The following is a 25,000-nucleotide window of genomic DNA, read 5'->3' on the forward strand; positions in this document are numbered from 1 at the left end:
ACCATTAATTTTGTTGTGATTTCAGCCAGGCAATTTCTTGTGACCAAATATCTGGATTAATTGTTTCAAGGATTAGCGGAATTCCATTAAAACGAGCATCTTGCATAATGTAACTGAAAGGTGTTTTGCCAATATTCCCTTCCCCAAGGCTATGATGTCGGTCAACACGGCTGGCAAATTCACTTTTTGCATCATTTAAATGCATTCCGCACAGATATTGAAAGCCAACAATTTTTTCAAATGCCTGAAAAGTTTGCTGACAAACGTCATTGGTACGCAAATCATAACCTGCGGCAAAGGCGTGACAAGTATCAATACAGACGCCGACTCTGCTTTTATCTTCAACGCCGTCAATAATTGCTGCCAGATGTTCAAATTTGAACCCCAGATTTGTGCCCTGGCCGGCTGTATTTTCGATAACAGCGGTGACTCTCTGTGTTTTATTGAGAGCGATGTTGATAGATTCTGCAATTCGTGCCAGGCATTTATCCACATCGATCTTATTGAGATGACTGCCAGGATGGAAATTCAATAAATCGATACCCAGTTGTTCACAACGTTGCATTTCATCAACAAAAGCCAGCCGGGATTTTTCCAATGCTTCAGTATCTGGGTGACCAAGATTAATCAGATAACTGTCATGAGGGAGAATTTGCCGGCTACCGTATCCATAGCGCTCACAATTTTCTTTAAATTTATCGATAATATCAGTGGCTAAAGGTGGTGCATTCCACTGGCGCTGGTTTTTTGTGAACAGGGCAAAAGCAGTCGCTTTTAATTCGTGAGCTCGGATAACTGCCTGATCAACGCCGCCGGCAGCGCTGACATGTGCTCCAATAAATTTCATCATTCTTCTCCTTCCTATTTACACCATTTTGACATTGTTCAGCCGCTTATTGAACCTTAAGAACGGAAAAGTCATAGATTGTTGAAGCTCTTCAATGCATCTGTTCCGATCAACCAAACCAATATTGAACGCCCAGATTTATCAAGAATCCACCGACCATCAGCCATACAAACAAAATCAGAGCCAGTAAAATGGGTTTAAATCCAGCCTGACGGATGGCACTCACATGAGTGGTTAAACCTAGTGCAACCATTGCCATGGCAAGCAGAATAGTATCAATCTGAATCAGGTAACTTACTATTTTTTCAGGTAATAAATCGAACGAGTTAAAACCGGCTATTGCAATAAAAATCACCGCAAACCAGGGGATGGTAATCGGCGTTTTCGCCGGGTTTTTTCCTCCGTTTTTTGTGCCGGCACGGCTGATGTAACTGGATAATAACAACAAGAATGGTGCCAGCATCATCACTCTAATCATCTTGCTGATGACTGCCGCGTTTTCAGCTTGATCATTAATAGCATGACCGACAGCAACAACCTGAGCAACTTCATGAATGGTGGAGCCTGTAAAGATACCGAAAGCTTCTTGAGTCAGTGGGATCCATTGATAATGCTCATTGAGCTGATAGAACCATGGATAAATGAAAATAGCGATAGTACCGAAGATGACAACTGTTGACACTGCAACAGCAACTTTGCTGGCGGGGGCATTCACTACCGGTTCTGTTGCCATAATGGCCGCTGCACCGCAGATACTGCTGCCGGCACCAATCAGCATTGAGGTTTGCTGATCTAATCCAAAGAGTGATTTGCCCAGCCAGATTGCAATAAAGAAAGTTGAAGACAACATAATAGCGTCAATCAAAAGGCCGGTAGTGCCTACATCGGCAATTTGCTGAAATGTCAGACGGAAGCCATAAAGAATAATCCCTGCTCGCAAAAGATAGTGTTTTGAGAAATGAATACCCTTATCACAATGAGATTTGAGTAAAGGATAGACGGTATTACCGGCAATGATTCCTGCAAGGATCGCCAGTGTCAGTGCACCCAGCCCCATATTAACAAACCACGGGATATTTCCGGCGTATATTGAAATTGCCGTTAATATTGCTGCCAGTATGAGTCCCGGTATTAATTTCATACCGGGAATTAACGGTTGTTGACTGAGTTTTTCGTCATGAATGTCAGACATAGATATTTCTCACTTTTCTTATATATTTTAAACATAAGCATATAGCAAATAAATTTATCATTAAAATTGATAATATTTTTATGTATAATCAGAAAAAGTGGTAATGAAAGAGGATTTTTGTTACGTTGTTTATTGCTGTATAAAATTAAAACAACCTATTTCGCTGACACCATATTTTGCGAGGCAATATGCATATCACACTGAGGCAATTGGAAGTTTTCACGGAGGTATTGAAAAGCGGTTCAACGACACAAGCCTCACAGCAGTTAGCGCTATCTCAATCCGCAGTGAGTGCTTCATTAACGGATTTGGAAAGCCAGCTTGGCGTACAACTTTTTGACCGAGTAGGGAAACGGTTGGTGACTAATGAGCATGGTCGTTTACTCTACCCCAAGGCTTTGGCATTGCTGGAGCAGGTGGGGGAAATTCAGCTGTTATTCAAACAGGAATTGGGGGCATTACGTATTGCTGCCAGCAGTACCATTGGTAATTATATGTTGCCGGAAATGTTGGCAAATTATCGCCAGGATTTTCCGGATACACCTCTGGAGTTAAACATCAGTAATACACAGGATGTTATCAATTCTATACTCGAATTCCGCGTTGACCTTGGTTTGATAGAAGGTTCTTGCCATAGTCCTGAATTGATAACTCAGCTCTGGATGGAGGATGAGCTGGTTATTTTTTCTTCTCCTAAAAACCCGCTAGCTCAACAGAATCTGAAACTGGATGATCTAACCAAAGCATCGTGGATATTAAGGGAAAGGGGTTCAGGGACAAGAGAGGTGTTGGATCATCTGCTGTTTGCCCACTTACCTGGGTTCAGGATTTTGATGGAGTTGGGAAATTCCGAAGCGATAAAACATGCGGTCAAATTTGGCATGGGGATTAGTTGCTTATCCAGACGGGTCGTTGCAGAACAATTGGAAAATCGTACTTTACTGGAGTTAAAAGTGCCGGAGTTGAAACTTTGCAGGATGTTATACCTGATTCATCATCGGCAAAAGCACATGTCCAATGCACTGCAAAAACTGCTCAGTTATTGCCGGTGAGTTTTACGTTTTGTTTAACATTTAGAATTAGCGGTATTTCTTATAATTTTCTTTGAATTATGAAGGTATCTTATAACAGTGCTTCCTCGCTATTTTGACCGTGAGGATTTGCTACAATCCGCCATCAGATTTATTTGCAGTTAACAGGAACAGAATGTCTCAACAACAACAAAGTGTTTCCCAGAAACCAGCAGTGCAACATTTGCGCCGTGAATTGAAAGCACGGCATATGGCGATGATAGCCATTGGTGGATCAATAGGTACCGGGCTCTTCGTGGCTTCAGGTGCGACGGTTTCACAAGCAGGGCCTGGCGGAGCATTACTTTCCTATGCATTAATTGGCCTGATGGTTTATTTTCTGATGACCAGCTTGGGGGAATTGGCTGCTTACATGCCTGTCTCCGGCTCTTTCTCAACGTATGGTTCCAAATATGTTGAAGAAGGATTTGGTTTCGCCCTTGGCTGGAACTACTGGTACAACTGGGCGGTGACTATCGCTGTAGATTTGGTTGCTGCTCAGTTAGTGATGAACTACTGGTTACCCGATATGCCGGGCTGGATCTGGAGTGCGCTCTTTCTCGCACTGATTTTCCTGTTGAATGTTATTTCCGTGAAAGGTTTTGGTGAGGCTGAATACTGGTTCTCTTTGATTAAAGTCAGCACAATTATTGTCTTTATTGCGGTCGGATTACTGATGATAAGCGGTATCATGAAAGGTGCCGAAAGCGCCGGATGGCATAACTGGACTATGGGTGATGCGCCTTTTGCTGGAGGTTTCTCTGCCATGATCGGCGTGGCAATGATCGTTGGATTTTCTTTTCAGGGAACTGAACTGATTGGTATTGCTGCGGGTGAGTCTAAAGATCCAGAAAAAAATATTCCCCGTGCGGTACGTAAAGTATTCTGGCGTATCCTGCTGTTCTATATTTTTGCGATCCTGATTATCAGTCTGATCATTCCTTATACTGACCCCAATTTACTGCGTAATGAGGTCGGTGATATCAGCGTTAGTCCGTTTACCTTAGTATTTGAAAATGCCGGTTTGTTATCCGCTGCGGCTGTGATGAATGCCGTTATTTTGACAGCGGTGTTGTCTGCCGGTAACTCAGGTATGTATGCCTCTACCCGTATGTTGTTTACACTGGCAAAAGAGGGCAAAGCACCGAAGATTTTTGGAAAATTATCCAAAGGTGGTGTACCGCGTAATGCTTTGTATGCAACAACGGTTGTTGCTGCTTTGTGTTTTCTTAGTTCAATGTACGGTAATCAGACCGTTTATTTGTGGCTGTTGAACACCTCCGGTATGACAGGTTTTATTGCCTGGTTGGGGATTGCTATCAGCCATTATCGTTTCCGCCGTGGTTATATTGCTCAGGGGCTGGATTTAAGTAGACTGCCTTATCGTTCAGGTTTTTTCCCGGTTGGTCCAATCTTTGCGTTTATTTTGTGTCTGACCATCACATTAGGGCAGAATTATCAGGCATTTCTACAAGACAAAATTGACTGGTATGGTGTAACCGCAACTTATGTGGGTATTCCACTCTTCCTGTTGATTTGGTTTGGTTATAAATTGGTGAAGAAAACCCACTTTATTAAATATAACGAGATGAAATTTCCTGATATCCCAAATAAGCGAATTTGATCACATTAAATGATGATTAACAGGCCGATATGGGTAAAGATGCCAATTCGATATGGCCTTACGAGCTTTTTAATTCGATTCACGATTGATTTATTATTATCTTAACGTTTATTTATCGGCGTAAATAAACAGTTATTGAGAGAAGTCAGAAGAAACTGCCCATTTTGCAACCGAATGGGTGGTTTTTTATTTTTCATAGGGTTAGCCGTGAAATTAGTGACTCAATTTACTAAAATCTGTGTAAATAACATTGATAATTATTCTCGTTTAATTTATTGTTAGCGCCATAATTATTAATATAATATGAAAGGGGCTAACAAAGTGAAATTTGTATCTCGATCTATCGCAAAGAGCATCAATATCAGCCTATTGGCGGGTTCAGCAGTAATGGCAAGCTTCGCGTCATGGGCTGAAACGGTCACTGACGTAGCGGGCCGTATTGTTGAAGTTCCTGATAATATAAACCGTATTTTGTTGGGCGAAGGCCGTTTGTTTCATGCTGTCGCTTTACTTGAAGGAGATAAACCCCTGGCTCGTATCGCGGGTTGGCAAGGTGATTTCCGCAAATTGGACCCACAGTCCTATGCTACCTATAAAGCTAAATTTCCTGAGATTGACAAGATCCCTTTGATTGGTAACACCAGCGCTGACAGCGTTAGTGCTGAAAAAGTGTTAACTCTCAATCCGGACATTGCTATTTTTGGCTTATCTGGTCATGGCCCTGGTAAAAACAGTGAATTAGTGACTCAGCTTGAAAAGGCAGGTATTCCGGTTGTCTTTGTTGATTTCCGTACCGAGCCGTTAAAAAACACGCTGCCAAGTATTCGTATGTTAGGTAAAGTCTTGCACCGTGAAAAACAAGCGACAGAGTACGCTGATTTCTACGAGAAGAATGTCAAATTGGTAACTCAAATCACTCGTAAAATCCCGGAAGAGAAAAAGCCAACCGTGTTTATCGACTTGAGAGCCGGTGCTTTTGAAGACTGCTGTGGGACTGCCGGTAATGGTAATTTGGGTAACTTTATCGATCTGGCTGGTGGTAAAAACATTGCTAAAGGTGTTCTGCCAGGCGCGCTTGGCAACATGAACCTCGAAAAAGTTATTGCTGCTGATCCTTATATTTACATTGCCAGTGGTGCAAAAGCGTCAGACAGCAATGAACCTGGTGTAAAACTGGGGGCGCAATCAACGCCTGAACTGGCAAAAGCCAGTCTGAAAACAATGACTGAACGTAAAGGCATCAGCTCGTTGACTGCGGTTAAAGAGGGTAGAGATTATGCTATTTGGCATAACTATTACAACTCTCCGTATAACGTGATAGTTGCTCAGGTATTTGCTAAGTGGTTCTATCCTGAACAGTTTGCAGATTTAGATCCACAGAAAACACTGAATGAATTACACAGTAAATTCCTGGCAATTGAGCCATCAGGTGTTTACTGGATCAGTGAGAAGTAATCAGTAAAATAGGTAATAGAAACAATGAGTTCCACTACCGATCTTATGACAGCGGTGAAACAACAATCAGATGACAGCGGTGTAAAAGCCCATTACCAGCATATTTTACGCCGCCGTATCGTGATGATGATGTTCATCTTCTTGGTTATCGGTGTTTCCTTGGTATTAGATTTTACTATAGGGCCATCAGGTTTATCTTTACAGTCTCTTTGGCAGACTTTAGTGTCGCCAGAGAGTGTGGATGCGGGTACACGGGTCATTGTCTGGGATATCCGTTTACCCTACGCTTTGATGGCGGTGGTGATCGGCTTGTCTCTTGGGCTGGCTGGTGCTGAAATGCAGACAATTCTGAATAACCCATTGGCAAGCCCCTTCACTTTAGGGATTTCACAGGCGTCTGCGTTTGGTGCCGCACTGGCCATAGTGTCAGGTATTGGTATTCCGGGTATTCCTGACCAATGGTTCATCTCTGCGAATGCCTTCATTTTTGCTTTGTTGGCAGCGTTGTTGTTGGATGCTATTACCCGTTGGATAAGGGTTGCCTCTGCTGGGGTAGTATTATTTGGTATTGCATTGGTCTTTACTTTTAACGCGTTGGTTTCCATGATGCAGTTTATTGCAACAGAAGAGACCCTTCAGGGGCTGGTACTCTGGACAATGGGTAGCCTTGCCAGAGCAACTTGGATAAAACTGGGTGTTATGTTGCTGGTATTTATGGTTATTTTTCCGATTTCAATGATGAATGCTTGGAAAATGACTGCGTTGCGTTTGGGGGAAGATCGGGCCATCAGTTTTGGTATTGATATTCGTCGCCTGCGCTTGGGGACATTATTACGCATCAGTATTCTTTCTGCTTTAGCAGTTGCATTTGTTGGACCAATTGCCTTTATCGGTTTAGTCGCGCCACATATTGCTCGCTTGGTGTTTGGTGAGGATCACCGTTTTTATTTGCCTGCCAGTGCGCTGATTGGAGCATTGGTATTGTCTATGGCATCCATCGCTTCGAAGAACCTGATCCCAGGTGTTGTTATTCCGGTTGGGGTAGTTACCGCATTGGTCGGGGTTCCATTCTTCCTTAGCATAATTTTACGTCATAGGGGGAATGTATGAATCAGGGACTAACAATTAATAATTTTTGCGCGGGCTATCTGAAAAATCCGGTCATTGAAAATCTGAATGCTTCAACGTTATCCCGTGGAAAAATTACGGTATTACTGGGGCCAAATGGTAGCGGAAAATCCACACTTTTGCGTTCTTTGGCTGGATTAAATCGCGCAAGTGGGCAGCTTTGGCTCGATGGTCAGGATTTAATGAAAATGAATTTTGCCCAGCGGGCAGAAAGTGTGGTTTATTTGCCACAAAGTTTGCCTGCTGGTGTTCATTTACATGTGTTGGAATCCATTATTGTTGCGCAGCGGGCATCTGGTGGGCGTCATTCTGAAACCAGCGAAGAAGAAGTAATGTCTTTATTACGTCAGCTAGGGATTGAGCATCTGGCGTTATGTTATTTAGATCAATTATCCGGTGGCCAAAAACAGTTAGTTGGATTGGCACAATCATTAATTCGTAAACCAACATTGTTATTATTAGATGAGCCACTAAGCGCGTTGGATTTAAATTATCAATATCACGTAATGGAGTTAGTTGCACAAGAAACATATCGTCGTAATATTATTACGGTGGTAGTGGTGCATGATATTAATATCGCTTTGCGTCATGGTAACCATGTATTGATGTTAAAAAAAGGGCATTTAATGGCTGAAGGCGTTCCTGAACAAGTTATTACGCCGGATAGCCTGGCGCAAGTTTATGGTGTCAAAGGCCGAATTGAATACTGTTCTCAGGGTGTTCCGCAAGTATTGATTGATGGGTTGGTTTCAAAATTAGCCAGTTAAAACTTATTATAACATATTGTTTAAAAACATATTATTGATAAAGCGTGGACATGGACAGTACAGAGAAAACGGAACGTACTTATATAGTCTGTGAGGGATGGATTATTTCATTCATAGTATAATGCGTTTAAAAACTGTTATTTTTGTCTGGATAATGTTCAGGTCCACTCTTTATTTATTGCAAAGAAAGGTAAATATAAAATAATTTAATGATATAGATCATTAGAATTAATAGGAAGTATTTCCTTATGCTTTATAGTGATAAAATGTAAGTGAAATAATAAAACCATACAGAGGTGAATGTTTTTTCCTCGTTGCTTGAGTACATGTTAATTATTCATTTTTATAAATTAATAAAATATAATTATATTTCTTGGAGAATCGGGAATGGGTGTTTTTAATAAAAGAAAAATCGCGTTAGGCGTTATTGCTGCAATTTCATCTGGCTCTGTTTTTGCGGCCAGTGACAGTAATGACACTATTGTTGTAACGACAGCATCAGGTTTCCAACAGAAGATTGAAGATGCACCCGCGTCTATTTCTGTGGTGAGCCGTGAACAATTAGAAACCAAGGCTTATCGTGATGTGACCGATGCACTGAAAGATGTGCCAGGGGTAGTTGTCACGGGAGGCGGTAGCAGCAGTGATATCAGTATTCGTGGTATGGCCCCTAAATACACCATGATTCTGATTGATGGTAAGCGTATTGATACCCGTAATACCCGCCCAAACAGTGACGGTTCCGGTATTGAGCAGGGATGGTTGCCACCGCTGGCGGCGATCGAACGGATCGAAGTTGTACGAGGGCCAATGTCTTCTCTTTATGGTTCTGATGCGATGGGTGGGGTTATCAATGTCATTACCCGTAAGGCGCAAAAAGAGTGGAAAACCAGTTTGCGCGCTGATACGACTTTGACTGAGCGTAAAAATTCGGGTAACAGTTATCAGAGTAGCATTTATACAGCAGGCCCGATAATTGATGGCTTATTGGGATTAAAAGTGCATGGCCTGTATTCTCACCGTCACGAAGATAAATTCATTGGCGGTTTTAAAGAGCAAGAAATGCGTAACGGTTCAGTAATTTTTTCTCTGACACCTGATGATAAAAATACTTTTGATTTCGAAGCAGGTCGTTATGAGCAGGATCGCAATACTACTAGAGGTAAATCGTCTCGTGGTGATTCAGAGAAAAGAGATTATAATCGTAACAATTATTCTATTTTGCATAATGGTATTTATGATTTCGGTACCATGACTTCATACATCCAACATGATGATTCACGTAATCCAGGGCGTGACATGAAGTACCAAGATACAGTATTTAATAACCAAACTGTTTTCCGGTTAGATGATCATACTCTGAGTGTGGGGGGACAATATCGTCATGAAAACTTACATGGTGGTGACAATCTATTAGCGTCCGCTAATGGTATGGATAAATTGACTCGCTGGAGTTGGGCTCTATTTGCTGAAGATGAATGGCAAATGACCAATGATTTTGCCCTGACTAGTGGTATCCGTATGGATAAGGACGAGAATTTTGGGAGTCATTGGACACCTCGCCTGTATGGCGTATGGCATGTTGATGAACAATGGACGATTAAAGGTGGTGTATCTACTGGTTACCGTTCTCCTGATTTACGCCATTCCACATCAGATTGGGGGCAAGTGACAGGAGGAAGCCCTAAAACTATTAATGGATTTAGAGAAAAGCCAGGAATTATTGTTGGCGACCCAGACTTAAAACCCGAAAAGAGTTTTGGTCAAGAGATCGGTGTTATTTGGAATAATCAAGAAAACCTTGATATCAGTTTGACAATATTTAATACAGAATTTAAAGATAAGATCACTGAAATTAGCCGCTGTGTTGATCCCAGTGGTGGGAAAGATAAAAAGTGTAAAATTAATGATAATGTTTATAAATTTATTAATGACCGTATTAACGTAGATAAAGCCAATATACGCGGTGTAGAAGCGACTATAAACTGGGATATCGTTGAAAACTGGTCATTGTCTGCGAACTATACCTATACAGAGTCAGAACAGAAAAGTGGGAAAAACAAAGGAAAACCTTTGAATAAAATGCCTAAACATATGGCGAATGCGACTCTGAACTGGCAAACCTTACCGGAAATGCAAACTTGGACCCGGATAAACTTCCGTGGCAAAACTTCAGATTATTTAGGGCGTGGTAGTAGTATGAAGGAAGGCACTCCGTCCTACGCCTTTGTGGATGTCGGCGTTGGCTATAATCTGACCAAGGATTTGCGTGTGTTGGGGGGAGTATACAACGTATTTGATAAACGCGTTACTGAAGAAAATTATGAAGCGCAGCTGGATGGTCGTCGTTATAACATTGGTATCACCTACGACTTTTGATCATTAGTTTTAGCTATAATGTGCTATGGCCCCCTTGTTTGTTTCTGGCAGGGGGGTTTTGTTTTTTTACTTATACCCGCAAAAACTGAATGGCAATCCGTTTTGTGTTGTGCTACAACTTAATACATGTCAAAAGAATGTATAAGATAGAGTTAAATTCCATAGCGTGATCAATTTGTGTGGTAAAAAATAATGGACTTTTAGTGCGGTGACTATTGCTATTTTAAGTCTTCAAGTGCAGAATTCGCCCACTGGAAAATAACTGATGCGTTTATATGTGTCGGTTATTTTTTTTGCTTTGACTTATTTTTTACTATACTAGAGGCCGGACTCTGAGCCGGATAGATAATTGGCCCACGAGCAACCATAACAAGAATCGGTTGCCGTAATGAGGAACGCTAATATGGAGCAATTATTCTCTTTCGCACTTGTGCCAATTGGCGCACGCTGCTGTGTTGATGACTACGGAGCGTTGAGCTCTGCATATAATCCAGCCTCTAACTCCACTGCCTATAGGCAGAAGCGAAGTCTTCCCAGTAACTGTCGATTAAGTAGTACCGTAACACGAATCGAAGTTATGGGAGGTTTCGCTCATGTCGCATAATACTGTAATTCCAATTGGCACCAACCAAACTGGTGCGAACAATCGTGTTCAACTCAGAAAAACACTGACCTTAGTTCAGGTGGTGATGATGGGCCTTGCTTATCTGCAACCTACGACCATCTTTGATACTTTCGGGATTGTTTCTGGTTTGACTGACGGTCATGTAGCGACATCTTACGCTATCGCTTTGATCGCAATTCTGTTTACTGCCCTGAGCTACGGGAAATTGGTAAAACGTTTTCCTTCTGCCGGGTCTGCATACACTTATGCACAAAAATCCATCAGCCCGCATGTTGGCTTTATGGTGGGCTGGTCATCGTTGCTGGACTATTTGTTCATGCCGATGATAAATATCTTATTGGCAAAAATTTATCTCCAGGCGATTTTTCCCGGCGTAGATCCGTGGATCTTCGTTGTAGGTTTGACGTTGCTAATGACAGTTTTTAACCTGCGTGGTATTAACGTTGTTGCTAATCTCAACACAGGTATTGTTATTGTTCAGGTTGCAGTTATGTTTGTATTCGTGGGCTTGTTGATCCACGGCGTATACAATGGAGAAGGTGCAGGAACTTTATGGAGCGCAAGGCCATTTACTTCTGAAGATGCCCATCTAATCCCGATGATTACCGGGGCAACGATTTTGTGTTTTTCATTCCTTGGGTTTGATAGCATTAGCACGTTGTCCGAAGAGACGCCGAATGCGGGCAAAGTGATCCCGAAAGCGATCTTCCTGACGGCATTAATTGGCGGCATCATCTTTATTATGGTTTCTTATTTCTTGCAGCTCTATTTTCCTGATATCTCTCGGTTCAAGAACCCGGATGAAGCTCAACCGGAAATTATGCTGTATGTAGCGGGTACTTTAGTTCAGTCCATCATTATGGTGTTCTCTTGTGTCACCGTTTTGGCTTCTGGTATGGCGGCTCACGCGGGTGTTTCCCGTCTGCTTTATGTTATGGGGCGTGATGGTGTATTTCCTGAGAAAGTATTCGGCTATGTGCATCCGAAATGGCGAACTCCGGCAATCAACGTATTGCTGGTCGGTCTTGTCGCGCTGTCTGCAATAACCTTTGATCTGGTTACTGCAACGGCTCTGATTAACTTTGGTGCGCTGATAGCATTCACTTTTGTAAACTTGTCGGTCATCTCTCAGTTCTATATTCGTGAACGTCGTAACCGTACACTGAAAGATACAATCAACTTCCTGGTATTACCGGTGATTGGGGCTTGTACTGTTGGTGTGCTGTGGATGAATCTGGAACAAAGTTCTATGGAGTTAGGGCTGACTTGGGGAGCAATTGGTTTGATTTATATGATATTCCTGACTCGTCGCTTCCGTCAGCCGATGCCCCAGTGCTCTGAAATGGGTTAATCCGGTTTGAAAAGAATAACGGCGCTGAGTTTAGCACCGTTATTTTTGTTATGTTTCCAATTTACCGTAATAATACAGAAGAAGAATCTTAGGAAAAAAAACAGCGAGGTAGTTTGCAGATAAGAAAAATTTCAACGGTAAATGGAGAAAAACAATCTATGCTCTGAGAGGCGATTAAATTATAGAGGAAGAGACTATGAATGATATAAAGACCTCTCAAAATCAACAACTCATCACTGCCCTGACCAATATTGTCGGTAAATCTCATATCTTGACGGCTCCCCATAAAACTGAACGTTATCGTAAAGGCTTTCGTTCCGGCCAAGGTGAAGCTTTAGCTGTGGTATTTCCTGGTTCGCTGGTGGAACAGTGGCGGGTGTTTAAAGCTTGTGTTGGAGCGGATAAAATCATCTTGATGCAAGCGGCCAATACGGGTGTGACCGAAGGGTCTACTCCGAACGGTAAGGATTACGACCGCGACATAGTGATCATCAGTACACTGCGCATGAACAAGATCCAGATCCTGAGACAATGTAACCAAGTCGTCGCGCTGCCGGGCAGTACATTGTGGCAACTTGAACGTGCTCTCAAGCCTCTGGGGCGTGAACCACATTCGGTTATCGGTTCTTCTTGCATTGGCGCGTCTGTGATTGGGGGCATCTGTAATAACTCCGGTGGCTCTTTGGTTCATCGTGGGCCGGCCTATACTGAAATGGCGTTGTATGGAAGGGTTAATGAGCTTGGTAAACCAGAGTTGATTAATCATCTGGGTATCTATCTGGGAGAAACACCGGAAGAGATCCTCTCTTGTCTGGAAGAACAGCGTTATCATGATCAGGATGTAGAGCATGGTCAGCGTAAAGCGTCTGATTATGAGTATTCCCAACGTGTACGCGACGTAGATGCTGATACGCCATCCCGTTTTAATGCTGATGAACGCCGTTTGTTCGAAGCATCGGGTTGTGCGGGTAAATTGGTTGTGTTTGCGGTCCGGCTTGATACTTTCCCGGCAGAGTCTCTGTCTCAGGTATTTTATATTGGTACTAATCAAACTGACGTATTGACAGAATTGCGTCGCCATATATTAGCGAATTTTCATCATTTGCCGGTGGCGGGTGAATATATGCATCGGGATCTTTTCGATGTTGCTGAAATTTACGGTAAAGATACTTTCATCATGATTGATAAGCTTGGCACTGATAAGATGCCAGCCTACTTTACCTTGAAAGGGCGAATGGATGCCATTTTCAACAAGATCCCGTTTTTACCTTCCCATCTTATTGATCGCATAATGCAAGGATTGAGTCGCTTATTACCTTCCCATTTGCCTAAACGTTTGAAAGAATATCGTAATCGCTTTGAGCACCATCTGATATTGAAGATGTCTGGTAATGGAGTTGAGGAAGCCAGAAGCTGGTTGGAAAGTTATTTTCGTCGGGTGGAAGGGGATTTCTTCGCTTGTACGCCGGAGGAAGGTGTTAAAGCATTCTTGCATCGTTTTTCCGCTGCCGGTTCAGCGATCCGTTATCAAGCAATACACCGCAATGAAGTGGAGAACATCCTTTCGCTTGATATTGCCTTACGCCGTAATGATCGTGAATGGTATGAACAGTTGCCACCGGAGTTTGATGATGTATTAGTGCACAAACTTTATTGTGGGCACTTTATGTGCCATGTGTTCCATCAGGATTACATTGTGAAGAAAGGCGTGGATGTCCATGCCCTGAAAGAAAGAATGATAGAGCTCCTTGATAAACGAGGTGCGGAATATCCCGCAGAGCATAATGTGGGCCATCTGTATCGAGCTAAGCCTCAGCTTAAAGCTTTCTATCGGATGACCGATCCTACTAACACTCTTAATCCAGGAATTGGGAAAACATCCAAGTTGAAAAATTGGGGTGGGGAATCTTAATGTTAATATTCTCAGTATTTACAATGCCATGCTGATACTTAGGAAGTTTAAATCTGTAAGGATTGATGGGAATTGTCCGGTTGGAGAGAAAGGCGAGTATATGTGACTCGCCATTTTATGCTTGCCCACTATTCGTCTGATTATCCGGCCAGTTTCGCTGCATATTCCATTAGTGCTTTAAGTTGGCGGCATTTTTCTTCGTTGCCTTGGTGTTCAATAAAAAGCTGCTCAATGATAAAGATATATTCACTGAGCCTGTCCTGAGTTAATACATCTTGACGATGACGCAACCAGCTTTGTTGTTCATCATAAGTCAGCGTTGCAGGGTAGTTTCTGGCACGATAGCGGAATAACAGTTTTTTAATCCGTGGATCCTGAAAAGTCAAATCTAACGCAGGCAAATTCTGAGGTAATGTTTCACGGATAATATTCATCGCTGTTTTATCTGCACCACTAAAAAAGCCATTATACAGTTGAGCGTCAACATTACCTGATTCAGGGAAAGGTTCGGCTTCAGCAAAGAGTTCTACAACTTTCTCTCTGATTTGTGGATTATCTCGCAGGATCGTCAGATTTCTCTCACAATGATTACGATCCAAACCTAGACGTTCAGCATCTTCTGTTCGCAAAGTATTATCTGGGGCGACTATCGGACATTTATTAATATGAACCAGTTTGATGGGGGCTGGTGGCTGATCGGGCAGCAATTTATCATGGGGAGTATATAGGCGTTCACGCAAAGCATCGGCATCTAATTCCAGCAAGGGTGAAATATCTCCCGCCAAATCGCACATGATAACGGCATTCTGGTTTATTGGGTGCCAGGCAAGAGGCGCGACCAGACTGGTATTACTACGGGCAGCGCCAAACATACCGGAAACATGAACCAAGGGTTTCATTTGAGGAATATCGATGAGATTGCTGACTTTCTGCTTATTTCTTAACTGAAAGAAATAATTGAACATTTTAGGTTGAGCTTCTTTAAGCAATTTTGCCATTGCAATCGTGGCGTAAACATCGGACATTGCATCGTGAGCATGTGAATGCTCAACGCTGTTTGCCTTAGTCAGATGCTCCAGTTTAAAGCTGGGCAGACCATCTTCATTTTTTGGCCAGATAATACCGTCAGGCCGCAGGGCATAGCAGGCACGTAATACATCAAGTAAATCCCAACGGGAATTGCTTTTTTGCCAACTATAAGCGTATGGATCATAAAAATTGCGGTAAAAAATATTCCGGCTGACTTCATCATCAAACCGGATATTGTTATAACCGAGAATACAGCTATTCGGCACACTGAACGCATTATGGATTTGGCGGGCAAATTCCGCTTCGTTGACGCCTTTTTCCAGGGCAATCTGAGGCGTAATTCCCGTGATCATGACCGCTTCTGGCTGAGGGAGATAATCATCAGCAGGTGAACAGTAAATAACTAATGGTTCTTCAATAATATTGAAATCCATATCAGTACGGACACCGGCAAATTGAGCGGGTCTGTCCAATGCTGGGTGTTTACCGAAAGTTTCGTAGTCATGAATGTAGAAAGTGGGTTGTTCGCTGCTGTTTTTCACTGTTGTTCAATGTCCAATGATGTTGATTAATTATTTGTTTTTTCTGCTTTTTAGATAAGAAATTGTATTTTGTCCAAATAATGTGGTTAGCCATTGCTTACTATCTTAGAGAATCCATGCGATTGCAATATCATATCCATATCTTCCTACTTTCTGCGCCACAATGGGATGTCAGTTATTAACATTTTCGGGGCTTGGAATAAATAATTGTATGTTTTTAGACCATTTATCCTTGACAATATTGATCTGCCTACTGCAATATACATCGAAGTATTGAAATGATAAATGAGGTGAATATGTCAAATTTGATTTATTTAACGGTTAAAGGTCAAAACCAAGGGTTAATTTCTGCTGGTTGTGGCAGAAGAGACTCAATAGGTATCAAAGCGCAAAATGGGCACGAGGATAAGATCTTCATCTATAGCCTGCAACACCCGCAAACAAAATGTTTCACATCATCCGGTAATTACTGAAGGGGTCATAGATATTCCGGTAGATTTTTATTATCTCGGTTATGATTATCTTGATACTGAACATCGATGGGATAATGAAAATGATAAATATCGTTTTGTTGGATTGATAAAGTCGGAAGCTATTACACTGAATAATCTTGAAAGGATTATCCAGATTATTTTCGAGGACTACTTAGGTAAGCTGAGTGAAAAGCAAAAACAACGGTTAATCGAAACGAAAGTTGGGAAAATATTTGGAGGTATTGTTGCAAAATATGTCATCTTTAACGGACAGCTCGGTGCTTTTTTCGGCACAAAATGGTTTACGAAATTGGGTGGTTCTCTAGCATTTACTACAGTTTTGGGGCTTGGGGCGTCGGTATCCAGGGCGATCTATACTTCTAGGGAATTAGCTCAAACAAACCCGAACTTATATATGTTATTAAGGCGAGAAGGTAACTTGGATTTACTCTATTTTTTGGTTGAGAGTAAAATGGAGTCATTTGTCAGAGCCTTAGAGGTGTATGAAGAAGATCGTAGTTTATTTAATGAGATATTTAATGAATTCTCCGCAGAACTGGATAAATGATGATGAAGATAATAAGTATATTGATGAGAATCGTGATGCATATGATTCAAGGGATAATTGGTGCCGTGTGTGTATTTTCAGTTATGGGATTAGTTTATTTTACCTTGATGTCAACATTAGAAAATCGATATCAGTATGCGATAGTTGCGGGTACATGCTTGGCGTTTTCTGTTTTTTTTTTACTATATAACAGAAAAAGTAAAAGAAAAATGCCAATTATTTCAGTAAGTTTTAATTAAGGATATAAGAGATAGAGATATTAGGGGGATTATTATCTTATATCAAGTCAGCTATTTTGCCAACTAAATTACAAATGGATTCATCAGTAAATAAACTATGAAACAGAATAAACTGATATGCAGTACCTTGGTAATTTCCAAGGTACTAAAATAGAAGGATATAAGTTTCTGTTATATCTGGTTTGTTAAGGATAATTAATTTCTTTAAAATGCTCATCAATATGCTCAATATATTGATCTTTTAAACCAGTTTCATATTGGATTCTTTCAAGCAAATTCGCTCTATTGACACTGTAGAATGGTTTAATAGTAATCCCAGTTTTGGGATGGATTATTTTTATAGTCGGAATTTTTGTTCTACGAGCGTAGCCAAAAGATATTTCGTAACCATCTAAATCAAAAGGGATTTTTTTCATCACTTAACCTAATCTTCGTCATGTTTTTCGTCAATTTTAATACTGTTTCAGTAATAAGGAATTTTTTATTTTATTATTAAGATGAATGTCACAAATATAGTCATTTTTGAGGTATATTTAAATAATAAACTAATAAACTAATAAACTAATAAACTAATAAACTAATAAACTAATAAACTAATAAACTAATAAACTAATAAACTAATAAACTAATAAACTAATAAACTAATAAACTAATAAACTAATAAACTAATAAACTAATAAACTAATAAACTAATAAACTAATAAACTAATAAACTAATAAACTAATAAACTAATAAACTAATAAACTAATAAACTAATAAACTAATAAACTAATAAACTAATAATTATCCATGTTATTGTTGCATGCTTTTATTAAAATGAATTTTCTGAAAATTATATTTATTACGATGGTTAATATTATACAAGATATTTATTATATAAAGCTTTAATAGTGTTAAATGTAATTAAATTTATTGTTTTTTTGATAATTGGCTCAGTGCTTTATTTTAAGAAAAAATAAGATTGATTTTATGATTTTCATTTAATTTCCATGAAATAATTATCACATATAAGTCTTTTATCTGATAGATATATAATTCCGTTTTTAGGCCATTGTAGCGATTATAGTGCTTAACAAACATCGAGCTTCGGATCTAACTATGGTAAAAAATGAAGAGGGCAGGGAAGAAAAAACGTGTGTTTCTACCAGTGAAAGATTGGTTATTTGTTATTCATCTATATTGATCTGTTGTTTTCGACTAATCAGCTTGCTAAATTTTTCAGCGAAGAATAGGAAGCTAACCGGTTGCTGTAATCAATTAAAATCAATAAAGAACGGAAACTGACTTGTCTATTAATGGCTTTAGCCTGTATTGTATGTTCAGATTGGATAATTTGTATGTTTGGGTTAAAGAAAGGTATGAAAATGGATAACGTAAATAAACCGTCATTCCACAATGTGTTGGAGTTTGTGCGTATGTTTCGTCGTAAGAATAAGTTACAGCGCGAGATCGTGGATAACGAAAAGAAAATACGTGACAACCAGAAACGTGTTTTGTTGCTTGATAACCTGAGTGAATACATCAAGCCGGGTATGTCAATTGAGGATATTCAAAGCATCATTATGAACATGCGGAGTGATTATGAAGACCGTATAGATGATCACATTATTAAAAATGCGGATCTTTCCAAAGAGCGCCGTGAATTGTCTAAGAAACTGAAAACAATGGGTGAACCCAAGTAAATATCATCAGATAACCACGCATGCATGCGTGGTTATTCTTTAGCAATTACGCAACAGGCCAATCAGGTTTAAGTTCTGGATCAATCAAGGCATAAATCTGCTGATATGAAGATTCCTCTTCTGCCATTATTGCCAGTTGATGCGCAACATCTTTGCGGCTGACGACACCATGAATGTCATTCTGATATCGTTGGCAATGGCCTGTTCCGGGTTTATCTGTTAATCCGCCTGGGCGAATAATTGTGTAATTCAGAGAGCTGGTCTGAAGGTAGCTTTCTGCCATTGATTTGCGTCGGACAGATTGACCAAATAGTGATTTAGCTCTGGGTGATAGGGCCTTCCAACCTTTTCCACAACCTATTGATGTGACCAGTAACATACGTGTTATTCCGATTTTCTCAATGGCGTCAATGATAGTCATATTACCGAAGAGGTCTGAGTCAACTCCACCAATAGTAGAAAACACAATTGCTTCTGAACCGGCATTTAATACTGCTTCTTCGACATTCATAGCATCACAGGCATCACCATGTATCACTTTGACACCCAACGCGTTGAGCTCAGAAGCTTGCTGAGAATTGCGGATAAGTGCAGTTATGGGGCGTTTTTGTTGCCGCGCGATAGTGACTAAATGGTGTCCAATCCCGCTACCTGCACCAAAAATAAGCCACGGTTTCATAGGTTATTCTCCAAAATAATAATGAGTCAATAGGATGATAATTATTCAATTTTAAACCATCATACAGATGGAATGAAATTAATGACAAGTATTTTCGTGAGGGCAGTGGCAAAAAAAATGGCTCCCAAAAAAGAGCCATTTTACTAATATTAAATGATATTGTTATTCAACATATCGCGGTTTAGCCATTGGGGAAGTGGCTGCGTTAGTGGCTGAGTGACCTCCAGCGCCTCCTTTCCCTTCGAAATGTGAAAAAGGGCGTTGCCATTCGTTGATAATAATAGATTGTTTGATCATCTCTGGAGCGGATGTTTTGGTCATCGGCGCGTGAGCATGATGAATTTTAACTATAGCAACAGGTTGCTTAACGGTTTCATCTTTACTCTCTTCAATAGTAACCACTTCTGCAATTTCTTCAGAAACAACCACTTTTTCTGTCTCTGGTTGCTGTTCAAATTCAGGCATAACTGGTGTTATCGCAACAGATTCAATGACTGACAGCTCTTGTTGTACGGATTCAGTTTGTTGCAGAACAACATCATTTTCTTCTGCAATGGCGGCTTCAGGTTTAATTTCATCCTGATAAGCTTCCGATACCTCTGCTACCTCAGGCGATTCAGTTATGGTTGGTTCAGATTCAGCGACAACGATTATCGCAGGTTCTGTTGCTGCTATTGTTGGCAGTACCTCATTCTGTTGTTCGACAACAGAAATTTCCTCAGGAATTTCTGTGGAAACCGGAACTACCGGATAGTGAACCCAAACTTTGCCGGAAGCCATTTCCGGTGATGCAACAGCCAGAGATAATGGTACCGGTGATTGAGATAGATTTCTCTCATCACGGTAACGGCGGCGGCGTTGACCACTGACACGTAGATGGCGCGGTGAGCGACGAGAGCGGCGTGGCATCACATTGTCTTGCTGCTCTTTATTTTCAGCCTGTTGCTGTGGCTGAACGGTTTCTACTTGCATGTCAACCGGTGCAGGTGATGGTTCTTCTGCAACAACAGGTACAGGCAGTGGAGTGATCGTTGCTGTTTCTTTCACTTCATCTGTGATACGAATTTTTTGCTCAAGCTGACGACGTTGGCGACGTGGTATAGCTGGCAGACGTTCTTCAACCTCACTTTCAACGATTTCTGGTTTCTGGGTTTCAAGTTGTTGCTGGCGTTTTTCTTCTTGACGACGGCGCTGACGTTCTGCACGTTGCTCACGACGTTGCTGCTGTTGGGTTTCGCGAGCAGCGATATCTATCGTCGCGTTGTTATCTTGAGCATCATTTTTCTGCTGAGTATTACGGTTTTTCCGTTGTTCGTCCCGATCGCGGTTACTACGTTGCTCATCACGTGGATTATTATCATCACGATCTTTGCGTGGATTCTGGCGGCGCTGATTGCGTCGTTCAGAAGCGCGGCGGTTATCATGATCAGACGATTTATTGTCTTTTTGCTGTACTGGCTTTTCTTCTGCTGCTTCTGCGCTGAACATTTTTTTCAAAGCAGTAAAGATGCGGCTTAAGAGGCCAGGTTGCTCCGTTTTAACCTGAACAGGGTGGTTAGGCTTTTTCTCCTTTGCTTTATGTGATGGCTGTTGTGCTGGCGCATCGGTTGGTAAGGCAAAAGCAGAAATAGCGGGTTGTTCAGGTCGTTTACGTTCAGGTTGGACATCTTCTTGAGGATTCGCCATTCCAGTTTCATGAAGCTGAGGAAGCAGATAACTCAGTGTGGAAACTTCTTCACCCTTACGTACGCGCAGAACAGAGAAGTGTGGTGTCTGCATTTGATCGTTAGGAACGATCACCACACCAACATCCCCCTGACGGCGTTCAATTGCACTGACTGCCTGGCGTTTTTCGTTTAGCAAATATGAAGCGATTTGTACTGGAACAATGGCATGTACTTGATGTGTGTTCTCTTTCAGTGCTTCTTCTTCAATCAGGCGTAAAATGGACAGTGACAGAGATTCGTTATCACGGATAGTCCCTGTGCCACTACAACGCGGACAAACATGGTGGCTGGATTCACCCAGCGATGGGCTCAGGCGCTGGCGGGACATTTCCAGCAGGCCAAAGCGGGAGATGCGACCAATCTGAATACGAGCGCGATCCTGACGGACAGCATCACGTAAACGGTTTTCCACTTCACGTTGATGGCGTACGGGCGTCATATCGATAAAGTCGATCACAATCAGGCCACCAAGGTCACGCAGGCGTAACTGACGAGCAATTTCATCCGCTGCTTCAAGATTGGTGTTAAACGCTGTCTCTTCGATATCCCCCCCGCGTGTTGCACGGGAAGAGTTGATATCAATCGCGGTTAATGCTTCTGTGGTATCAATAACGACAGCCCCACCTGATGGTAGGCGAACTTCACGCTGAAACGCAGATTCAATCTGGGATTCAATCTGATAATGGCTGAACAGGGGAACTTCGCCACTGTACAGTTTAATTTTGCTGGTGAAATCCGGGCGGCCAAGCGCAGTGATATGCTGCCGTGCCAGATCGAGAATTTTGGGATTATCGATTAAGATCTCACCGATATCCGGGCGCAGATAGTCACGGAAAGCACGGACGATGACGTTGCTTTCCTGATGGATTAAGAATGGAGCGGCACGGTTTTCAGCGGCTTTTTTGATCGCTTCCCAGTGTTTGAGGCGGAACGATAAATCCCACTGTAGCGCTTCAGCGGATTTGCCGACGCCAGCAGTGCGAACAATCAGTCCCATTCCTTCCGGTACTTCTAAAGAGGCCAGGGCTTCTTTCAGCTCTGTGCGGTCATCTCCTTCGATACGGCGGGAAATGCCGCCGGCCCGGGGGTTATTAGGCATGAGTACCAGATAACTGCCTGCCAGACTGATAAACGTGGTTAATGCAGCCCCTTTATTGCCACGCTCTTCTTTATCGACTTGAACGATAACTTCCTGGCCTTCCCTGAGAACATCTTTGATATTAGGGCGACCGTGAGGGTGATAGTTGCTGGGAAAGTATTCGCGGGCTATTTCTTTTATAGGAAGGAAACCATGCCGTTCAGCACCATAGTCAACAAAAGCGGCTTCCAAACTAGGTTCAATTCGGGTGATTTTACCTTTGTAGATGTTTGCTTTTTTTTGCTCGTGTCCTGGACTCTCGATATCCAAATCATAAAGACGTTGCCCGTCAACCAGAGCAACACGCAACTCTTCTTGCTGAGTTGCGTTGATTAGCATTCTTTTCATTGTAACTTACTCATTATTTTTTACATTAGTTATAGAGCCACGGGCAAATATAGATGAGCTACTGATAACCGATGGTCTCGTGTCTTTTACAAATCCGCCAACCTCCCGGTTATCGTTTGTATAGAGACGCATATTTTCGGCGAGCCTGAATTTTCACTTAAAAAACAGCACTCTTTTCTAGGAATAATCTGCAAATATGAATGAAGCGGATTTGATCCAATTCCAGTAAGCTGCTACCCGTAGCCCGCTAATTATTTGATTCCCCAGTACGTCTTACGCCATTGCTGCGTTTTTGTGCAATCAAACAAAGAACAAACGTTTAACTTCGCCATTCAGAATTAAAAAACTGATGGTGGCTACGCATTATTCCATTGCTGTTGGGGTGATAGCAAGGTGACTTTATGCCTTTAAGTGGTTTTTCTGATGAAATATGAAGAAATAGTTAATATTTAGTCTTTATCTTAAAGTAGGGAAGGCAACAGCCGGAAAGTATGCATGATTTTTACTCATATTTAAAAATGAGTAGCGATCTGCTTGAGTGGTAATTAAAATCACTGCCATGAAAACGAATAATCAAATTGTACAATTTGTCACTATTGATGACGATGAGGCTGGACAGCGTGTTGATAACTTCTTATTAGCGCGTCTGAAAGGTGTTCCTAAAAGCATGATTTACCGGATTGTGCGTAAAGGTGAAGTCCGGGTAAATAAAGGCAGGATAAAACCTGAGTATAAATTGTCTGCGGGAGATGTTGTTAGAATTCCGCCTGTCCGGGTTGCGGAACGGCAGGCTGTGCAGGTTTCAGCCAAACTGGATAAAGTGGCCGCACTGGACGATTGTGTTTTATATGAAGATGACCATATTCTGGTGATCAATAAACCTGCCGGTACAGCCGTGCATGGAGGCAGTGGCTTAAGTTTTGGCGTTATTGAAGGGCTACGAGTTTTGCGCCCGGAGGCAAAATTCCTTGAGTTGGTGCATCGTCTGGATCGTGATACCTCCGGAATTTTGTTAATTGCTAAAAAGCGTTCAGCTTTACGGGCCTTGCACGAGCAATTACGGCTTAAACAGATGCAGAAAGATTATCTGGCTTTAGTTCGAGGGCAATGGCAATCACATTGCAAAGTTGTTCAGGCCCCACTGCTGAAAAATCTTCTGCAAAGTGGTGAACGGATTGTGAAAGTGAATGGCGAAGGTAAACCTTCTGAAACACGTTTTAAAGTAGAAGAACGCTTTACCAATGCAACGCTGATGAAAGCCAGCCCAGTGACAGGCCGCACCCATCAAATCCGTGTGCATGCTCAATACGCTGGGCATCCGATCGCTTTTGATGATCGTTATGGCGATAAGGCTTTTGATTCTCAACTATCAGATACCCGCCTTAATCGCCTGTTTTTGCATGCCAGTGCGTTGAAATTTACCCATCCCTCCACGGGAGAGACATTGCGTGTTGAAGCACCGATGGATGAACAATTACGCTACTGTATAAATGTGCTGCGTAAAAGTAATTGTAATTAATATATTGCCGTCAGTGGGTTTACCCCCTGGCGGATTAATAATTCAGTCAGTGTAATTAATGGTAAGCCAACCAGAGTATTCGGATCTTTTCCTTTAAGTCGTTCAAATAAAGTAATCCCTAATCCTTCGCTTTTAAAGCTTCCGGCACAATTAAGCGGTTCTTCCGCTGTTAAATAAGCCCGGATTTCATCATCAGTCAGATCCCTGAAATAAACATTGAATAATTCACAACGGGTATCAATTACCCCTGTTTGACTGTTGAAAAGAGAAATGCCGGTATAAAAGGTGACGCAATGACCACTGGCTTGCCGTAATTGTTTAAATGCATTTTCAAAACTGTGTGGTTTGCCGGTTATTTCACCATTAATTACACAAACTTGATCAGAACCAATAATCAAGTGCTGAGAATATTTTGTTTGTAATGCCTGTGCTTTGGCTTGTGCCAGGCGCATAACGAGCTGTTCTGCATTTTCATTAATCTGAGGTGTTTCATCAACATCGGGAGCCGCACATATAAAGGGCAAACGGAGTTTCTCCAGTAGCATACGGCGGTAAGTTGATGTAGAAGCTAAAACGATTTGTGTCATAATTTTTCTAAAATACATGGCGAAATAATTGCAGGCATTTTAAACTAAGCTTAGCTTAATAAGCGAATATTTGGCGGAAAGGTGCAGATGTGTGGCCTTTTTCTTTGACTATATCTCA

The 25,000-nt window shown here is 41.6% G+C and carries 18 protein-coding genes; 11 read left to right on the plus strand and 7 right to left on the minus strand.

Features of this window, described 5'->3' with window-relative positions:
- Positions 1-4: 4 nt before the first annotated feature.
- Positions 5-847 carry a deoxyribonuclease IV gene (gene nfo / locus ACUN2T_RS10765; RefSeq protein WP_445497854.1) on the minus strand — a complete coding sequence of 281 codons (843 nt, stop codon included), beginning with the start codon at positions 845-847 and terminating at the stop codon, positions 5-7.
- Positions 848-956: 109 nt separating this feature from the next.
- Complete coding sequence (locus tag ACUN2T_RS10770; protein ID WP_445497445.1) at positions 957-2,039, minus strand: YeiH family protein; 1,083 nt, start codon at positions 2,037-2,039, stop codon at positions 957-959.
- A gap of 188 nt (positions 2,040-2,227) precedes the next feature.
- Here ACUN2T_RS10770 and yieE point away from each other — a divergent pair, with 188 nt between their 5' ends.
- From yieE to dld, 8 genes are all read left to right on the plus strand, one after another.
- Positions 2,228-3,091 (plus strand): DNA-binding transcriptional regulator YeiE, encoded by an 864-nt coding sequence (gene yieE / locus ACUN2T_RS10775; RefSeq protein ID WP_445497446.1) that lies wholly within the window; start codon positions 2,228-2,230, stop codon positions 3,089-3,091.
- Between the two features lie 154 nt (positions 3,092-3,245).
- Entirely contained in the window at positions 3,246-4,733 is a 1,488-nt protein-coding gene (locus tag ACUN2T_RS10780; protein WP_445497447.1) for an amino acid permease, read from the plus strand.
- 303 nt (positions 4,734-5,036) lie between these two features.
- On the plus strand, positions 5,037-6,188 hold the full coding sequence (locus ACUN2T_RS10785; RefSeq protein WP_445497448.1) for an ABC transporter substrate-binding protein: 1,152 nt from the start codon (positions 5,037-5,039) through the stop codon (positions 6,186-6,188).
- Between the two features lie 24 nt (positions 6,189-6,212).
- The gene (locus ACUN2T_RS10790; RefSeq protein WP_445497449.1) at positions 6,213-7,298 is read left to right on the plus strand and encodes a FecCD family ABC transporter permease; all 1,086 of its coding nucleotides are present in this window, start codon (positions 6,213-6,215) and stop codon (positions 7,296-7,298) included.
- A complete protein-coding gene (locus ACUN2T_RS10795) occupies positions 7,295-8,083 on the plus strand; it encodes an ABC transporter ATP-binding protein (protein WP_445497450.1) in 789 nt (262 codons plus the stop codon). Before ACUN2T_RS10790 ends, ACUN2T_RS10795 begins: the two co-directional genes overlap by 4 nt.
- Before the next feature lie 387 nt (positions 8,084-8,470).
- Positions 8,471-10,462: a ligand-gated channel protein gene (locus ACUN2T_RS10800; protein WP_445497451.1), complete on the plus strand. Its 1,992-nt coding sequence runs from the start codon at positions 8,471-8,473 to the stop codon at positions 10,460-10,462.
- Positions 10,463-11,055: 593 nt separating this feature from the next.
- Entirely contained in the window at positions 11,056-12,438 is a 1,383-nt protein-coding gene (locus ACUN2T_RS10805) for an APC family permease (protein ID WP_445497452.1), read from the plus strand.
- A gap of 196 nt (positions 12,439-12,634) precedes the next feature.
- A complete protein-coding gene (dld, locus tag ACUN2T_RS10810) occupies positions 12,635-14,350 on the plus strand; it encodes a D-lactate dehydrogenase (protein WP_445497453.1) in 1,716 nt (571 codons plus the stop codon).
- 140 nt (positions 14,351-14,490) lie between these two features.
- On the opposite strand, the gene sbcB is transcribed toward dld, so the two are convergent.
- Positions 14,491-15,921, minus strand: a complete 1,431-nt coding sequence (gene sbcB / locus ACUN2T_RS10815; protein WP_445497454.1) for an exodeoxyribonuclease I — start codon at positions 15,919-15,921, stop codon at positions 14,491-14,493.
- Between the two features lie 393 nt (positions 15,922-16,314).
- Here sbcB and ACUN2T_RS10820 point away from each other — a divergent pair, with 393 nt between their 5' ends.
- On the plus strand, positions 16,315-16,962 hold the full coding sequence (locus tag ACUN2T_RS10820) for a hypothetical protein (RefSeq protein ID WP_445497455.1): 648 nt from the start codon (positions 16,315-16,317) through the stop codon (positions 16,960-16,962).
- 424 nt (positions 16,963-17,386) lie between these two features.
- Here the strand turns inward: ACUN2T_RS10820 and ACUN2T_RS10825 are convergent, their stop codons facing one another.
- Positions 17,387-17,617 (minus strand): hypothetical protein, encoded by a 231-nt coding sequence (locus tag ACUN2T_RS10825; RefSeq protein ID WP_445497456.1) that lies wholly within the window; start codon positions 17,615-17,617, stop codon positions 17,387-17,389.
- 949 nt (positions 17,618-18,566) lie between these two features.
- Between ACUN2T_RS10825 and tmaR the strand changes: the two genes are divergently transcribed.
- Complete coding sequence (gene tmaR / locus ACUN2T_RS10830; RefSeq protein WP_031280984.1) at positions 18,567-18,884, plus strand: PTS system regulator TmaR; 318 nt, start codon at positions 18,567-18,569, stop codon at positions 18,882-18,884.
- 46 nt (positions 18,885-18,930) lie between these two features.
- Here the strand turns inward: tmaR and ACUN2T_RS10835 are convergent, their stop codons facing one another.
- Together ACUN2T_RS10835 and rne are read right to left on the minus strand one after the other, a co-directional pair.
- Complete coding sequence (locus tag ACUN2T_RS10835) at positions 18,931-19,563, minus strand: SDR family oxidoreductase (RefSeq protein WP_445497457.1); 633 nt, start codon at positions 19,561-19,563, stop codon at positions 18,931-18,933.
- Between the two features lie 162 nt (positions 19,564-19,725).
- Complete coding sequence (gene rne, locus ACUN2T_RS10840; protein ID WP_445497458.1) at positions 19,726-22,776, minus strand: ribonuclease E; 3,051 nt, start codon at positions 22,774-22,776, stop codon at positions 19,726-19,728.
- Positions 22,777-23,335: 559 nt separating this feature from the next.
- Between rne and rluC the strand changes: the two genes are divergently transcribed.
- Positions 23,336-24,295: a 23S rRNA pseudouridine(955/2504/2580) synthase RluC gene (rluC, locus tag ACUN2T_RS10845; RefSeq protein WP_445497459.1), complete on the plus strand. Its 960-nt coding sequence runs from the start codon at positions 23,336-23,338 to the stop codon at positions 24,293-24,295.
- On the opposite strand, the gene ACUN2T_RS10850 is transcribed toward rluC, so the two are convergent.
- A complete protein-coding gene (locus ACUN2T_RS10850) occupies positions 24,292-24,882 on the minus strand; it encodes a Maf family protein (protein ID WP_445497460.1) in 591 nt (196 codons plus the stop codon). The genes rluC and ACUN2T_RS10850 overlap by 4 nt on opposite strands.
- Positions 24,883-25,000 lie beyond the last annotated feature (118 nt).

It is taken from the genome of Photorhabdus machadonis (assembly GCF_052657765.1).

Bases quoted from the DNA above. Each gene is read 5' to 3' on its own strand.
- nfo (WP_445497854.1), bottom strand. From the start codon at position 847: ATGAAATTTATTGGAGCACATGTCAGCGCTGCCGGCGGCGTTGATCAG.
- ACUN2T_RS10770 (WP_445497445.1), bottom strand. From the start codon at position 2,039: ATGTCTGACATTCATGACGAAAAACTCAGTCAACAACCGTTAATTCCC.
- yieE (WP_445497446.1), top strand. From the start codon at position 2,228: ATGCATATCACACTGAGGCAATTGGAAGTTTTCACGGAGGTATTGAAA.
- ACUN2T_RS10780 (WP_445497447.1), top strand. From the start codon at position 3,246: ATGTCTCAACAACAACAAAGTGTTTCCCAGAAACCAGCAGTGCAACAT.
- ACUN2T_RS10785 (WP_445497448.1), top strand. From the start codon at position 5,037: ATGAAAGGGGCTAACAAAGTGAAATTTGTATCTCGATCTATCGCAAAG.
- ACUN2T_RS10790 (WP_445497449.1), top strand. From the start codon at position 6,213: ATGAGTTCCACTACCGATCTTATGACAGCGGTGAAACAACAATCAGAT.
- ACUN2T_RS10795 (WP_445497450.1), top strand. From the start codon at position 7,295: ATGAATCAGGGACTAACAATTAATAATTTTTGCGCGGGCTATCTGAAA.
- ACUN2T_RS10800 (WP_445497451.1), top strand. From the start codon at position 8,471: ATGGGTGTTTTTAATAAAAGAAAAATCGCGTTAGGCGTTATTGCTGCA.
- ACUN2T_RS10805 (WP_445497452.1), top strand. From the start codon at position 11,056: ATGTCGCATAATACTGTAATTCCAATTGGCACCAACCAAACTGGTGCG.
- dld (WP_445497453.1), top strand. From the start codon at position 12,635: ATGAATGATATAAAGACCTCTCAAAATCAACAACTCATCACTGCCCTG.
- ACUN2T_RS10820 (WP_445497455.1), top strand. From the start codon at position 16,315: ATGGGCACGAGGATAAGATCTTCATCTATAGCCTGCAACACCCGCAAA.
- ACUN2T_RS10825 (WP_445497456.1), bottom strand. From the start codon at position 17,617: ATGAAAAAAATCCCTTTTGATTTAGATGGTTACGAAATATCTTTTGGC.
- tmaR (WP_031280984.1), top strand. From the start codon at position 18,567: ATGGATAACGTAAATAAACCGTCATTCCACAATGTGTTGGAGTTTGTG.
- ACUN2T_RS10835 (WP_445497457.1), bottom strand. From the start codon at position 19,563: ATGAAACCGTGGCTTATTTTTGGTGCAGGTAGCGGGATTGGACACCAT.
- rne (WP_445497458.1), bottom strand. From the start codon at position 22,776: ATGAAAAGAATGCTAATCAACGCAACTCAGCAAGAAGAGTTGCGTGTT.
- rluC (WP_445497459.1), top strand. From the start codon at position 23,336: ATGAAAACGAATAATCAAATTGTACAATTTGTCACTATTGATGACGAT.
- ACUN2T_RS10850 (WP_445497460.1), bottom strand. From the start codon at position 24,882: ATGACACAAATCGTTTTAGCTTCTACATCAACTTACCGCCGTATGCTA.